The organism is Nocardia sp. NPDC059764 (assembly GCF_042732555.1).
Taxonomy (GTDB): domain Bacteria; phylum Actinomycetota; class Actinomycetes; order Mycobacteriales; family Mycobacteriaceae; genus Nocardia.
Genome location: NZ_JBHWHH010000067.1, coordinates 21,011 through 35,155, shown reverse-complemented (window position 1 = coordinate 35,155; position 14,145 = coordinate 21,011). Strand labels below are relative to the sequence as shown.

Annotated in this window: 13 protein-coding genes and 3 tRNA genes; 9 read left to right on the top strand and 7 right to left on the bottom strand. The window is 69.0% G+C overall.

Annotation, left to right across the window (positions count from 1 at the left end; genetic code table 11):
- Positions 1 to 25: 25 nt before the first annotated feature.
- The 3 genes from ACFV4K_RS17125 to ACFV4K_RS17115 all read right to left on the bottom strand — a co-directional run bounded on the left by ACFV4K_RS17125 (position 26) and on the right by ACFV4K_RS17115 (position 1,005).
- Positions 26 to 98: transfer RNA gene (locus ACFV4K_RS17125), tRNA-Arg, on the bottom strand.
- 36 nt (positions 99 to 134) lie between these two features.
- Positions 135 to 224, bottom strand: a tRNA-Ser gene (locus ACFV4K_RS17120).
- Between the two features lie 88 nt (positions 225 to 312).
- Positions 313 to 1,005: a dienelactone hydrolase family protein gene (locus ACFV4K_RS17115; RefSeq protein WP_379275826.1), complete on the bottom strand. Its 693-nt coding sequence runs from the start codon at positions 1,003 to 1,005 to the stop codon at positions 313 to 315.
- A 187-nt stretch (positions 1,006 to 1,192) separates the two neighbouring features.
- Between ACFV4K_RS17115 and hisC the strand changes: the two genes are divergently transcribed.
- Complete coding sequence (gene hisC / locus ACFV4K_RS17110) at positions 1,193 to 2,269, top strand: histidinol-phosphate transaminase (protein ID WP_379275824.1); 1,077 nt, start codon at positions 1,193 to 1,195, stop codon at positions 2,267 to 2,269.
- 87 nt (positions 2,270 to 2,356) lie between these two features.
- Complete coding sequence (locus ACFV4K_RS17105) at positions 2,357 to 3,154, top strand: alpha/beta hydrolase (protein WP_357088058.1); 798 nt, start codon at positions 2,357 to 2,359, stop codon at positions 3,152 to 3,154.
- 59 nt (positions 3,155 to 3,213) lie between these two features.
- On the opposite strand, the gene ACFV4K_RS17100 is transcribed toward ACFV4K_RS17105, so the two are convergent.
- The 3 genes from ACFV4K_RS17100 to ACFV4K_RS17090 all read right to left on the bottom strand — a co-directional run bounded on the left by ACFV4K_RS17100 (position 3,214) and on the right by ACFV4K_RS17090 (position 5,145).
- Positions 3,214 to 3,298, bottom strand: a tRNA-Ser gene (locus ACFV4K_RS17100).
- Between the two features lie 65 nt (positions 3,299 to 3,363).
- On the bottom strand, positions 3,364 to 3,777 hold the full coding sequence (locus ACFV4K_RS17095; RefSeq protein WP_379275822.1) for a MarR family winged helix-turn-helix transcriptional regulator: 414 nt from the start codon (positions 3,775 to 3,777) through the stop codon (positions 3,364 to 3,366).
- A gap of 189 nt (positions 3,778 to 3,966) precedes the next feature.
- Complete coding sequence (locus ACFV4K_RS17090; protein WP_379275820.1) at positions 3,967 to 5,145, bottom strand: alpha-hydroxy-acid oxidizing protein; 1,179 nt, start codon at positions 5,143 to 5,145, stop codon at positions 3,967 to 3,969.
- Between the two features lie 291 nt (positions 5,146 to 5,436).
- Between ACFV4K_RS17090 and ACFV4K_RS17085 the strand changes: the two genes are divergently transcribed.
- Complete coding sequence (locus ACFV4K_RS17085) at positions 5,437 to 6,429, top strand: NAD(P)H-quinone oxidoreductase (RefSeq protein WP_379275819.1); 993 nt, start codon at positions 5,437 to 5,439, stop codon at positions 6,427 to 6,429.
- 3 nt (positions 6,430 to 6,432) lie between these two features.
- Here the strand turns inward: ACFV4K_RS17085 and ACFV4K_RS17080 are convergent, their stop codons facing one another.
- A complete protein-coding gene (locus ACFV4K_RS17080) occupies positions 6,433 to 7,638 on the bottom strand; it encodes a cysteine desulfurase-like protein (RefSeq protein ID WP_379275818.1) in 1,206 nt (401 codons plus the stop codon).
- Positions 7,639 to 7,980: 342 nt separating this feature from the next.
- On the opposite strand from ACFV4K_RS17080, the gene ACFV4K_RS17075 reads away from it, so the two are divergent.
- The 6 genes from ACFV4K_RS17075 to ACFV4K_RS17050 all read left to right on the top strand — a co-directional run bounded on the left by ACFV4K_RS17075 (position 7,981) and on the right by ACFV4K_RS17050 (position 14,134).
- On the top strand, positions 7,981 to 8,577 hold the full coding sequence (locus ACFV4K_RS17075; RefSeq protein WP_379275817.1) for a bacterial proteasome activator family protein: 597 nt from the start codon (positions 7,981 to 7,983) through the stop codon (positions 8,575 to 8,577).
- 168 nt (positions 8,578 to 8,745) lie between these two features.
- Complete coding sequence (locus ACFV4K_RS17070) at positions 8,746 to 9,654, top strand: ABC transporter permease (RefSeq protein WP_379275815.1); 909 nt, start codon at positions 8,746 to 8,748, stop codon at positions 9,652 to 9,654.
- Positions 9,655 to 9,661: 7 nt separating this feature from the next.
- The gene (locus tag ACFV4K_RS17065) at positions 9,662 to 10,483 is read left to right on the top strand and encodes an ABC transporter ATP-binding protein (protein ID WP_379275814.1); all 822 of its coding nucleotides are present in this window, start codon (positions 9,662 to 9,664) and stop codon (positions 10,481 to 10,483) included.
- Positions 10,480 to 11,403, top strand: coding sequence for a glycosyltransferase (locus ACFV4K_RS17060; protein WP_379275813.1), 924 nt, complete (start codon positions 10,480 to 10,482; stop codon positions 11,401 to 11,403). Before ACFV4K_RS17065 ends, ACFV4K_RS17060 begins: the two co-directional genes overlap by 4 nt.
- Before the next feature lie 226 nt (positions 11,404 to 11,629).
- Positions 11,630 to 12,736, top strand: coding sequence for a ribosome small subunit-dependent GTPase A (rsgA, locus tag ACFV4K_RS17055; RefSeq protein WP_379275811.1), 1,107 nt, complete (start codon positions 11,630 to 11,632; stop codon positions 12,734 to 12,736).
- A gap of 111 nt (positions 12,737 to 12,847) precedes the next feature.
- Positions 12,848 to 14,134, top strand: a complete 1,287-nt coding sequence (locus ACFV4K_RS17050) for a sensor histidine kinase (protein ID WP_379275810.1) — start codon at positions 12,848 to 12,850, stop codon at positions 14,132 to 14,134.
- The last annotated feature ends 11 nt before the right edge of the window (positions 14,135 to 14,145 follow it).

Below are 14,145 nucleotides of genomic sequence, written 5' to 3'. Positions count from 1 at the left end.
CCGTTTGGTGTGGGGCCTTTGTTTGTGCGCCCGAAGGGATTCGAACCCCTAACCTTCTGATCCGTAGTCAGATGCTCTATCCGTTGAGCTACGGGCGCATGTCTATTCAAATGTCCACCCGGCGTACCGGGCAGTGGCGGAGGCGAGAGGATTTGAACCTCCGGTCCCCGTGAAGGGACAACTCATTAGCAGTGAGTCCCATTCGGCCGCTCTGGCACGCCTCCTGGTGCCCCTCTTCGAGGGCGCCGGTTCCTTTCGAACCGCCGGGACAGAAGATTACACAGCGGGTGACCAATAGGCCAAATCGGCTGGTCAGCGTAGGTGCGAGTCGAACCATTCGTAGATTCTGGTCTGTGCGTCGAGCACGGAGACGTCGTCGAGGGCGGCGGGGTCGAATCCGGGTTGGTCGGGGCGGTGGTGGAGACCGGGGTAGGTGACCACCAGGGTGGCGACGTCGGCGCGGGCGGCGGCCTCGCGGAGGCGGTCCACCTGATCGGGCGGCGTGCGCGGGTCGTCCTCGCCGAAGAGGCCGAGCCAGGGGGCCTTGAAGGCGGGCGCGGCGGCGAGCAGGGCGACGGCCTGCTCGGTGAGGGGCGTTTCGATGCCGGGGGCGGCGACGCTGACGGCCGCGCCGACTCGGCGGTTGGTGGCGACCAGGGCGGCGGCGGTGCCGGCGGAGTCGAAGCCGAGGACGCCGATGCAGTCGCGGTAGACGCCGTGTCCGGTGAGCCACTCGAAGCAGGCGTCGAAGTCGGCGAAGAGGTCGTCGCCGAAGACGCGGTCGACGAGGCTGCCATTGGCGGGGCGGTGGAACAGGTCGGGGGCGACGACGGTCCAGCCGTCGGCGGCGAGCGCTCGCATGAGTTCCAGCAATGGCTCGGTGAATTCACGTGATTCGTGCAACACCACGATGCCGCCGCGTGTGTGTCCCTCGGGTTCGAGCACGGTCAGCGCTACCGCGGTGGTGTCGTGCACAGGGGCCAGTTCTCGATAGATGCCCGACATAGGGCCACTGTAGTTGCGCCAGGTAAAAACGGGATAAATCTTTCCGCCGGTCAGGAGGGCCGGAGATATTCCAGCCGAGCGCGATTCGAGCCCGGCTCGGGGCGGGCGAGCAAACCCCGGCCGACATTCGCGCACACCGGGCGACACCCCCGGGCGACCCCGCCGGCACTGGACATAGGGTGGAGGGGTGAGCGCGCACATTCGCCCGGACCTCGATGCCATCCCGGCGTACGTCGCCGGCAAGACCCACCCCGGCGCGGTGAAGCTGGCCAGCAATGAGACCACCTTCCCGCCGCTGCCGTCGGTGACCAAGGCCATTGCCGAGGCGGCCGAGCTGTCCAACCGGTACCCGGACAACCACGCCATCGAATTGCGCGGCGCCATCGCGGATTTCCTGGGCGTGGAACTGGAGAACGTGGCGGCCGGCTGCGGCAGCGTCGCGCTCTGCCAGGAGTTGGTGCAGATCGCCTGCCGCAACCCCGACGACGAGGTGCTGTTCGCGTGGCGCTCGTTCGAGGCGTACCCGATCGTCACCCAGGTGGCGGGCGCGAAGGCGGTGCAGGTGCCGCTGGACGATGAATTCACCCACGACCTGGACGCTTTGGCGGCGGCGATCACCCCGAAGACCCGCGTGGTGTTCGTGTGCAACCCGAACAATCCGACCGGCACCGCGCGCGGCCGGGCCGAGATCGTGGAGTTCCTCGACAAGGTGCCCTCCGACGTCCTGGTGGTGCTGGACGAGGCGTATTTCGAGTACGTGCGGATGCCCGCCGAGGACTTCCCGGACGGCGTCGAACTGGGCCGCACGCGCCCGAATGTGCTGGTGCTGCGGACGTTTTCGAAGGCGTACGGCCTGGCGGGGCTGCGCGTCGGCTACGCGGTCGGCGCGCCCGAGGTGATCACCGCGCTGATGAAGGTGCACATCCCGTTCAGCGTGAGCCGGGTGGCGCAGGCGGCGGCCATCGCGTCGCTGGAGGCGCGGCCGGAGCTGATCGAGCGCACCGATGCGGTTGTGGCCGAACGGGATCGCATGCGCGCCGCGCTGCTGGCGGCGGGCTACCGGGTGCCGCCGAGTCACGCCAACTTCGTCTGGCTGCCGCTGGGCGACCGCAGCGCCGAATACGGGGCGGCCAGCACCGAGGCGGGGGTCATCATCCGGCCCTACGGCGCGGACGGCGTGCGCGTCACGGCGGGCGATCCGCACGAGAACGACGTGTTCCTGGAGTTCGCCACCGATCCGGCGACGATCGCGCGCTACATCTAGAACACGTTCCTGTTAGGGTCGGCACGCGCCTCGAATCCACACCGGCGCAACCGAAGACCTGACAGGGGGCGCCGCCGCATGCCGTTCGTGACGACCGAAGACGGGGCGAAGATCCATTATCGCGACACCGGCGGCGACGGCCCGGCGGTGCTGCTGATGCACGGCTTCTTCCAGGACACCGAGATGTGGGCCGCCCAGGAGGCGTCCCTGGCCCCGGACTACCGGATCGTCACCATCGACGCGCGCGGCCACGGCCACACCGAGGACCCGGCCGAGCCGTTCGACAACTGGCGATTGGCGTGGGACGCATGGGCTGTCATCGATCACCTCGGCCTGGACCGGCTGGTCGTGGGCGGCCTGCTGCAGGGCGGCTGGATCGGCATGCGCATGGCGCTGCTGCAGCCCGCGCGGGTGCGCGGCCTGATCCTGATCGGCACCCGGGCCGACGCCTACGACGACGCGGAATCCGTTGGCTTCGAGATGATCATCATGAACCAGTGGATCCTGGGCGACGTCCCGCTGGAGCCCATCGCCACCCCGATCGCGGTGCAGATGATCGGCGGCACCCGCGAACAGCGCCGCTACTGGCTCGACAAGTGGAACGCCGCGGACCGGCGTCGGCTCGAACAGGCCGGTCGCTGCCTCATCGACCGCGAGTCCATCGTCGACCTGGTCAAGGACATCACCGCCCCCGCGCTGCTCATGCACGGGGTGCAGGATCAGATCCACAGCCGCCGCCAGACCGAGGAACTGGCCGCGCAGCTGGGCGGTCCGACCCGGGTCGAGACCATCGAGGGACTGGGCGCGGCCCACTCGGTGCCGTTCACCCACCCCGAGGTCACCGACCCGATCATCCGCGACTGGCTCGCGAATCTGCCCGCCTAGAAGGGCGAAATACCGACGGCCAAGGGGTATGAAATCCCTTGGCCGCCAGCATCTTCACGCGGAAGCGGAGGGATTTGAACCCCCGGTTGCTTTCACAACGCTCGCTTTCAAGGCGAGTGCATTCGGCCGCTCTGCCACGCTTCCAAGCGGACTGATGGTAACTGATGGCGCGTGCGGTCGGCCTGCCGCTTCCGGATCGGCGTCGCCGGTCACTCGAGATCGGCGGCCGACCTGGTGTCCGCGCGGTGGTCGGCGGCCAGGTTCACCAGGTCCAGGGCCGCGGCCACCGCGGCCAGCTGCTGCGGTGTGAGCAGGTCTACGAAGAACCGGCGGACCGCGGCGACGTGGGCGGGCGCGGCGGTCCGCAGCCGGCACAGGCCCTCGTCGGTGAGCTGGGCCAGGACGCCCCGGCCGTCGTCCTCGCAGGCGATGCGGCGGACCATGCGCTGCGCCTCCATACGGCGGATCTGGTGGGTGAGGCGGCTGCGGGAGGACAGCACGCCGTCGGCGAGGTCGCTCATGCGCAGGGCGCGGCCGGGGGCCTCGGAGAGTTTGGTCAGGATGCGGTAGTCGGCCAGGGACAGGTCGCAGTCGCGTTGCAGCTGCCGGTTGAGGTCGGACATGAGGCGCTGGCTGCCGTCCAGGTAGGCGCGCCAGGCACGCTGCTGCTCCGGGGTGAGCCACCTCGGTTCGAGCGTGTTCCGGCTCGCGGCCGCGGCTACCGGCTCATTGTTGTGACGGCGTGTGATCGCCCCTCCTCAGCTCGGCGGTCCCGCGCGGTTTCCCCCGCGGGATTCCTCCGCGCGCGCAGGCTAAACGCGGTAGGACGAGATCATGGTGCGGCTCAGTTCGTGCGGACCGCGGCAGCCCGAAAGCCCCATGGCCGCATCGAAATCCGCGAGCAGGCAACGCAGCGCGTGGCGCACGCCGTCCGCGCCCGCCAGGCCCAGGCCGTACACCCAGGGGCGGCCGTAGAGGACGGCCTTGGCGCCCAGCGACAGCGCGATCATGACGTCGGAGCCGGTGCGGATGCCGGAGTCGAAGAGCACGTCCGCGCGATCGCCGACGGTGGCCACGATGGTCGGCAGCGCGTCCAGCGCGCCGATCGCCCCGTCCACCTGACGGCCGCCGTGATTGCTCACGATCACCGCGTCCGCGCCCGCGTCCACCACCTGGCGGGCGTCGTCGGGGTGCAGGATGCCCTTCACGGCGATGGGCAGTTCGGTCCAGTCCCGCAGCCGGGCCAGGTCCGCGGGGCGCAGCGCGTGATTGCCGAACAGCCCGGACCAGGTGAGCACGGCCGCGCGCAGCGCCTCCTCGCTCTCCTCCGGCGGGGCGCTCAGCTTGGCCCGGAAGACCGGGTCGGACAGGTAGTTGGCGATGCCCTGGCCATGCAGGAACGGCAGATGGCCGTGCTGGAGATCGCGGGGCCGCCAGCCCAGCGCGGGGGTGTCGGCGGTGACGACGATGGCCTTGGCGCCGGACTTCTCGGCGCGTTCGACGAAGGAGCGGGCCAGCTCCATGTCATTGGGCCAGTACAGCTGATACCACCAGGCCCCGGCCCGGGCGCCCACATCCTCGATGGTGGAGGAGGCGGCGGTGGACAGGCACATGCCGATGCCCAGTTCCTTGGTGACGTCGGCGACGAAGGTCTCGCCGCGCTCGCGCAGCAGACCCAGCACGCCGACCGGCGCGGTCAGAATCGGTGCGGCCAACCGGGTTCCGAGCACCTCGACCGAGTGGTCGCGCGCGCCGGGCCCGCTCGCGCCGCGCAGCACGCGCGGCAGCAGCCGGTACTTCTCGAAGGCGGTGAGATTGGCGTGCGCGGTGCGTTCGGAGGACGCGCTGCCCGCCACATAAGCGAAGGCCGCCGGATCCAGCTCTTCCCGAGCCCGCTCTTCCAGGCCCGCCGCGGTCATCGGGAGCGCCGGGACGGCGCCCGCCAGACCGGCGAGATAGATCTCGTTCTGGAAGTCGACGAAACTGCTCATGCCCCGGAACGCTAGTACCTTCGACCCGGCCGCGTATCGGGTCGCGAGTACTTGGGGACTATCGGCGGTTTCGGACGCGGACCAGGGCGCGCGGGGCGTCGTTGGCGACGAATCCGGACATCGCCATGGCGGCCAGGATGACCATGCCGCCGAGAACGGCCAGGGTGGTGATCATGGAATCTCCTTTCGAATCCCTCCACATACGGTGCCGGTCGAAGCTGAGAGGATGCTGTACCGCGCCCGAGGGTGGCCTGACAGTAATCGGTGCGGCTCGGTCGTAGGCTCGTTTTCATGTATGCGGTGACACTCGACGGTTTCGGTGGGCCAGAGGTCATGAAATGGGCGCAGGTGGACGACCTGCCCGCGCCCGGACCGGGCGAAGTGGCGATCGATGTGACGGCCGCGGGGGTGAACCGCGCGGACCTGCTGCAACGGCAGGGCCTGTATCCCCCGCCGACCGGCGCGAGCGAGATCCTGGGCCTGGAGGTGTCCGGGACCGTCGCGGAAGTCGGTCCCGGCGTACGGGATTGGCGGCCCGGCGATCGGGTGTGCGCGCTGCTGGCCGGCGGCGGCTACGCCGAACGAGTGAACGCGCCCGCCTCCCAGCTGCTGCCGGTACCCGACGGCCTGGACGTGGCCGCCGCGGCCGCGCTGCCCGAGGCGGCGGCCACCGTGTGGTCCAACCTGGTGATGACCGCGGGCCTGCACAGCGGGCAGTTGCTGCTGATTCACGGCGGCGGCAGCGGTATCGGCACGCACGCCATCCAGGTGGCGCGGGCGCTGGGCGCGCGGGTGGCGGTGACGGCCGGATCGCAGTTCAAGCTGGATCGATGCGCGGAATTGGGCGCGACGGTGCTGATCAATTACCGCGAGCACGATTTCGTGACCGCGCTGCACAGCGAATATCCCGGCGCCGACATCATTCTCGACAATATGGGCGCGTCCTATCTGAAGCGCAATGTCGAGGCGCTCGCCGAGGATGGGCATCTGGTGGTGATCGGCATGCAGGGCGGGGTGCAGGCGGAACTGAATCTGGGCGTCCTGCTGGGCAAGCGGGGGTCGGTGCACGCCACCAATCTGCGCCGCCGCCCCGAGCACGGGCGCGGGTCGAAGGCGGAGATCATCACCGAACTGCGCCGCCACCTGTGGCCGTTGATCTCCGACGGCACGGTGGCGCCGGTGGTGTCGGCCGAGGTTCCGGTGACCGACGTGGCGCGGGCGCACCGGCTGCTGGACTCCGAGGAGACCGTCGGCAAGGTGATCCTGCAGATCCGCGAGGTCTAGGGCCTAGGTGTCGAGGGCGGCCAGCGCGCGGCCGAGCTGGTCGATCTCGAAAGTCGTTGTGTAGGGCGCGAGTCCGATGGTCACCGCGCCGCCCTCGTCATTGACGCCCAGGGCGTCGAGCAGGCGGCTGCCGCCGTGGGAGCCGCTCAGCGTGCCGATGCGGGCGTCGGCCAGCTTGGCGGAGACCTTCTCCGCCTGCATGCCCGTGATGGTGAAGCTCACCGTCGGGATGCGGGTGGAGGCGCGGCCGATCACGGTCAGATTCGGGATGGTGTCCAGCACCGCCATCAGATGCTCGAAGAGCTGATCGTGATAGTCCTGCAGCGAGGTGATCGACATCTCCAGGCGTTCGCGGCGGGTGCCGGTGGCGCGCTCGTCCAGCGAGGCCAGGTAGTCGATGGAGGTGGTCAGCCCGGCCAGCAGCGCGTACTGGTGGCCGCCCACCTCGAGCCGTTCCGCGCCCTTGGCATAGGGATTCAGCGACATGGACGGAATCCGGTCCAGGAAGGCCGGATCGCGGAAGACCAGCGCGCCGATCTGCGGGCCGCCCCAGGCCGGTGCGCTCAGGGCGATCACGTCGGCGTTGAGTTCGTCGATGTCGATGAGCGCGTAGGGCGCGGCGCCGAAGCAGTCGGCGACCAGCAGGCCGCCGACCTCGTGCACGCGGTCCGCGGCCACCCGGACCGCGGGCGCGGAACCCACGATGGGTGAGGCGGCGGTCAGCGCGACCAGGCGGGCGGTGGGTCCGATGAGTTCCTCGAACTGCCAGGCCGGCATCTCGCAGGTCTCGATCTCGACCTCGGCCCAGCGCACGTGCGCGCCATAGCGATTCGCGATGCGCAGCCAGGGCGCGACATTCGCCTCGTCATCCAGGCGCGACAGCACGATCCCCGTGCCCAGACCCAGCCGGGAGCTCAGCGATTCGGCCAGCCAGGCCAACAGGACCGCGCGATCCGGGCCGAGCACCACGCCCGCCGGATCGCCGCCGACCAGATCGGCGACGGCCTCGCGCGCGGCCTCCAGGATCGCGGCGCTGCGCTTGGCCGCGCCGTGCCGATTGGAGTGTGAGAAGGCGGAGGTCCGGAAACCCGTTGAGACGGCCCGGGATACCGAATCCGGGACCAGCATGCCCGCTTGAGGGTCTAGATGGATCCAGCCGTCGCCCAGGGACGGAATCAGGCCCCGCACCCGTGCGACGTCGTAAGTCATGCTGGCCACTCTAAAGGGAGAGGGCACGACTGGGTAACGGTAGGGATGGAAGCGTCCTGACAGAAAGGGACGACCTGCATCTACCGAACAAACTGGACGGGACTGTGTTTATAGTGCCCCCTCCACTTCGCTCCGGGGCAGGTTCGCGGCCTCTGGTCCCGATTCTTCCTCCGCTCCTCCAAGGCGCAGGTCTATGGAGCCGTTCGCTCCCCCGCTCGGTCGGTCCAGAATCGGGACGGCCGCGAACCGAGGGGTCTGGTCACACTTCGCGGCGGGTCATCGGCGTGTTACGAACCGGGGTGGGCTCAGCGGGTTCGGGGCGGATTGGGCAGGATGGGAGACATGACGCAATCCGATGGGGTTCCGGAGAACATTGTCGTGATCGGGCCCGAAGGGAAGCCGCTGTTCATCCCGGCGGCGGCCCAGATCGGCGGCGAGCCGGTGGAGATCACCGGACAGGTTGTCGGTGACGATAATTCGGGCATTCTGGACGACTCCCAGGAGAAGGAGGAGTCGCTCGCCGACATGGTGGAGCAACCCGCGAAGGTCATGCGCATCGGCACCATGATCAAGCAGCTGCTCGAGGAGGTCCGGCACGCGCCGCTGGACGACGCCTCCCGCACCCGCCTGCGCGAGATCCACCGCACCTCCATCCAGGAACTGGAAACCGGCCTCGCCCCCGAACTCCGCGAGGAGCTGGAGCGGCTGGCCCTGCCCTTCACCGACGAGACCATCCCCTCCGACGCGGAACTGCGCATCGCCCAGGCCCAGCTGGTCGGCTGGCTGGAGGGCCTCTTCCACGGCATCCAGACCGCCCTGTTCGCCCAGCAGATGGCGGCGCGCGCCCAACTCGAGCAGATGCGCCAGGCGCTCCCGCCCGGCATGAGCCACGGCGACCCCCGCGGACAGCAGGGCGCAGGCGGCGGTCAATACCTCTGAGCCACCCATCGGAGGCGGAAACACCCTGTGTTCGCGGCGCGTCTCGTTCTGGACCGAGGGGAGCGGGGGAGCGAACGGCTCCATAGACCCGCGCCTTGGAGGAGCGGAGGGAGGGAAGAACGAGACCTCCAGCGCCGTGAACCCGCCCGTAGCGAAGCGGAGGGCAAAATGCTTCCGATAAGGTCGGGTGCTGTGCCTGCTGCTGCTCCCCCCGACTCGGCGAAGACCGACGTGCGCCCGGACGCTGAGACCGTGCCGCTCGTGTCGGATTCCCAGTCCTTCGGTCGCGCCTTCAAGGATTTTCGCGACGGGTTCTCCCAGCGTGAACTATGGCTGGCATTGGGGTGGCAGGACATCAAGCAGCGGTACCGGCGTTCGGTGCTGGGCCCGTTCTGGATCACCATCGCCACCGGCTTGCAGGCCGCCGCGATGGGCGTGCTCTACGCCACACTGTTCGGGCAGTCGCTGAGTTCGTATCTGCCGTACGTGACAGTGGGTTTGATCGTCTGGAATGTGATCAATGCCAGCATTCTCGAAGGCTCGGACGTCTTCATCGCGAATGAGGGCTTGATCAAACAGCTGCCGTCGGCGCTGAGCGTGCACGTGTACCGCTTGGTGTGGCGGCAGTTCCTGTTCTTCGCCCACAACCTGATCATCTACGTGGTGATGGTGCCCGCGTTCGGGATCTGGCGGCATCTGCACTGGTCGGCGCTGCTGGCGATTCCGGCCCTGGTGCTGCTGTTCCTCAATGCCATCTGGGTGACGATCGTGTTCGGCATCTTCAGCACCCGCTATCGGGATCTGGCGCCGATCCTGGGCAGCACCACCCTGATGTTGTTCGTGCTCACCCCGGTCATGTGGAAGACCTCGGCGCTGTCGGGCACCGCCAGCGACCGGGCCAAGCTGGCCGAACTGGTACCGACCTTCCACTACCTGGAGATCGTGCGCGCGCCCCTGCTGGGCGACCCGATCCACCTCCGCAGCTGGATTGTGGTGGTGGCGATCACCGCTGTCGGCTGGATAGTCGCGATACTGGCTATGAAGAAGTTCCGTTCCCGAGTCCCCTACTGGGTGTGAAGGCTCAATGACCGACCGTGTGAGTATCGAGACCCAGAACGCGTGGGTGGAATTCCCCATCTTCGACGCCAAATCCCGATCGCTGAAGAAGGCGGTACTGGGTTCGGCCGGTGGGGCCATCGGGCGCAACCAATCCGATGTGGTGGTCGTGGAGGCGCTGCGGGATATCTCGCTGTCGCTGAAGGAAGGCGATCGCGTCGGCTTGGTCGGCCACAACGGCGCGGGCAAATCGACACTGCTGCGGTTGCTTTCGGGCATCTACGAACCGACCCGCGGCAGCGCGCGGATTCGCGGCCGGGTGGCGCCGGTCTTCGATCTCGGCGTGGGCATGGACCCCGAGGTCTCCGGTTACGACAACATCATCATTCGCGGCCTGTTCCTCGGGCAGACCCGCAAGCAGATGCTGTCCAAGATCGACGAGATCGCCGAATTCACCGAGCTGGGTGACTATTTGGCGATGCCGCTGCGCACCTACTCGACCGGTATGCGGGTGCGTCTGGCGATGGGCGTGGTGACCTCCATCGATCCGGAGATCCTGTTGCTCGACGAGGGCATCGGCGCGGTCGACGCGGAATTCATGAAGAAGGCGCGGGTGCGTCTGCAGGAATTGGTCTCGCGCTCTGGCATTCTCGTCTTCGCCAGCCATTCCAACGAGTTCTTGGCCCAGTTGTGCGACAACGCCATGTGGATCGATCACGGACAGGTGCGCATGCAGGGCGGCATCGAGGACGTGGTGCGGGCCTACGAGGGCCCGGAGGCGGGTGATCACGTGGCGCAGGTGCTGCGGGATCTGGAACGTGAACGTGAACCGGAACGGAATCCCGCATGACTGAGCCATCCACCCCCCTTTACGGCGACGAGGCCCGCATCGTCGCCATCGTGGTCACGCACAAACGCCGGGAACTGCTCGCCGAATCGCTGAAGGTGCTGAGCAGCCAGACCCGTCCGGTCGACCATCTGATCGTGGTCGACAACGGCAACGAGTCCGAGGTGGGCGAGCTGGTGAAACAGCAGCCCATCGAATCCACCTACCTGGGTTCGGAACACAATCTGGGCGGCGCGGGCGGTTTCGCGCTCGGCATGCTGCACGCGCTCAGCATGGGCGCGGACTGGGTGTGGCTGGCCGACGACGACGGCCGGCCCGAGGGCCCCGACGTGCTCGCCACCCTCTTCGACTGCGCCGAACGGCACTCGCTGGTCGAGGTGTCGCCGGTGGTCGCCGATATCGACGACCCGGACCGGCTGGCCTTCCCGCTGCGCCGCGGCGTGGTGTGGCGGCGACTGCGGTCCGAACTGGGCGACGAGGACTTCCTGCCCGGCATCGCCTCGCTGTTCAATGGCGCGCTGGTGTCCGCGACCGCGGTGGACAAGATCGGCGTCCCCGACCTGCGGCTGTTCGTGCGTGGTGACGAGGTGGAGGTGCACCGGCGGCTGGTGCGGTCCGGGCTGCCCTTCGGCACCTGCCTGCAGACCGCCTACCTGCACCCGAACGGGTCGGCCGAGTTCAAGCCGATCCTGGGCGGGCGCATGCACACCCAGTACCCGGACGATCCGGTCAAGCGGCACTTCACCTATCGCAACCGCGGCTACCTGATGGCTCAGCCGGGCATGCGCAAGCTGTTGCCGCAGGAGGTCGCCCGCTTCGGCTGGTTCTTCCTGGTGCAGCAGAAGGACCCGGCCGGGCTGATGGAGTGGCTACGCCTGCAGCGGATGGGCCGCCGGGAGCAGTTCGACAAGCCCGCGTCGTAGGGCTCGGAAAATACGTTGCGCGGACGGGGACGGCCTGACAAGGTTGTCCCCGTTCTTGTTGGGAGCCCTCGCCTCGGCGACGGCATGAGGAGAGATGGGAGGTGGAGTTACGTGACGACGGCTGTGCGGATTGCCGCGCCCGCGTTCACTCGCGCGGTGTGCGCCTCCACCTCGAATTCCCCTCGCTGAGTCCGTGATCCGGGCTCGGCCCGTCAAAGGACTCCCCATGTCTTCGGTCGATCTCGACCTGCTCTGCCCCTACGGTTGGAACTCCGCTCTCGCCACCGACTACCGGCCGCTGCTGGACGAGGGACTGATTCCCGCCCGCGTGATCCGCATGGATCGCAGCGAATGCGATATCGTCGCGCCACTGCCCACCGCCGACTACCAGAGCCGTTTGACGGCCGCGGTGGTCCGCGCACAACTCCCGCGCTCGGATTCCGAGGTCAGCGGACTGTGCACCGGCGACTGGGTGGCCATCGATCGCACCCGGACCGTGCGGACCCTGCTGCCGCGCCGGACCGCCATCATCCGGGCGGCCGTCTCCGGACAGCCCGATTCCCGCGCCAAATCCGCGCACCAGGTGCTGGCCGCGAATGTGGACACGGTGCTGGTGTGCACCGCCGGTGACGGGGACGTCGACCTCGGGCGCGTCGAGCGGCTGCTCGCGCTGGCCTGGGAATCCGGCGCCCAGCCGATCGTGGTGCTCACCAAAGCCGATCTGGCGCACGATATTCCGCTCGAGGACGTCCGGGCCGCCGCGCCCGGGGTGACCGTGCTGGCGGTCAGCGCCGCCGGTGGGGTCGGCATGGACGTGCTGGGCTCGCTGCTGACCGGCACGGTCGCGCTGATCGGGCCGTCGGGCGCGGGCAAGTCCACGCTCGCCAACGCGCTGCTCGGCGCGGAGGTCTTCGCCACCCAGGCGGTGCGCGAGGGCGACAAGCGGGGCCGGCACACCACCGTGCACCGCGAACTGCGACCGCTGCCCGGCGGCGGCACGCTCATCGATACGCCCGGACTGCGTTCGGTCGGTCTCTGGGATGCCGCGGAAGGACTGGGCCGCACCTTCAGCGATGTCGAATCCCTGTCCGCCGAATGCCGTTTCGCCGACTGCGAGCACCGGACCGAACCCGGTTGCGCGGTACTCGCGGCCATCGAGTCGGGTGCGCTGCCGCAGCGCCGACTCGACAGCTACCGCAAGCTGAGCCGCGAGAACGACTGGCTGGCCTCCCGCACCGACGCCCGGCTGCAGGCCGAGCGCAAGAAGGTGTGGAAGGACATCAACAAGAGCCAGCGGCGGATGTACAAGGAACGCGGCGGCAAGCAGCGCTGAGGATTCGCCCTGCCCAGCCACGACCGACACCGTGGCCGGGCGGCGCCCGCACGTCGGCTCTCGCGACCGACCTCATCGAGCCGGCATCCGGTCGATCAGTAGGTTGGTGGTGTGAGTGCCGACCCATTGCCGACGCGCGGCCCGGCGGCCGTGCGCCGGCGGGCCGGCAGTCGGCTGCGGGCGCTCCCGGGGAGCATCGGCTATCTGCTGGTCGGCGGCGTTTCCGGGGCCGCGGCCACGGTGGCCCTGGTCGGCCTGGTGTTGGTCGCGGCCACCAGCCTCCTGGGCGTGGGCATTCCGGCGATCCCCGAATTCCTGCGACTGATCCGGCCGCTGACCGGGTTCGAACGGCGGCGGGCGGGGAAACGGCTGGGCGCGCCGATCCGGGTGGCGTATCGGCCGATGACCGGGGGTTTGCGGGAGCGGCTGACGGCTGCCCTGCGGGATCCGGCGAACGGCCGCGATATCGCGTGGCTGTGGCTGCACGGGGTGTCCGGCACGGTGGTGGCGCTGCTGGCGGTCGGGCTACCGTGGGGCGCACTGAATCAGCTCGCGATTCCGGTGTATTGGCGGATCGTGCCTCCGGGCACGGTCGAGAGCTTCGGTTTCGTCGTCGATTCGTGGCCGCTGGCGGCGCTCAGCGCCCTGATCGCGATTCCGCTGGCGGCCTTGGTTCTTCAGTTGCCGACCGTGGCCCGGTGGCAGGCGGTGCTGGCCCGGGCGCTGCTCGGACCGGCGTCGGGCGCCGAGCTCGCGGTCCGGGTGGCGGAACTGACCGCGACACGCGCGGCCGCGCTGGACGCCCACGGGGCCGAACTGCGGCGCATCGAACGGGATCTGCACGACGGTGCGCAGGCGCGGATCGCGGCGGTCATCATGCAGCTCGGTCTGGCCGATCAACTGCGGCAACGGGATCCGCGCGCGGCGGACGAGCTGGTGCGCAAGGCCCAGGACACGGCCGAGGCCGCGCTCGCCGAATTACGGGACGCGGTGCGCGGCATCTACCCGCCGGTGCTCGCGGATCGTGGCCTGACGAGCGCCATTTCGGCCCTGGCCGCCCGCTCACCGATCCCGTGCACCCTCGATGTCGACGGGGAGGCGAGTGCCCCGATCGGGCGACGGCCGGCGGCGGTGGAGGCGGCCGCGTATTTCGTGATCGCCGAAGCGCTGACCAATGCGACCAAACATTCCGGGGCGCAACAGCTTCGAGTCGGCCTCGGGGGTACCGCCGAGGTCCTGACCGTGGAGGTGCACGACGACGGTGTCGGAGCGGCGGTCGAAGCCGAGGGCGGCGGACTGGCCGGAATCCGGCGGCGGGCCCAGGCGCTGGACGGCCGGATGCTGCTCAGCAGCCCGCCTGGCGGACCTACCGTGGTGCGGGTGGAGCTGCCGTGTTGATCGTGAGGGAA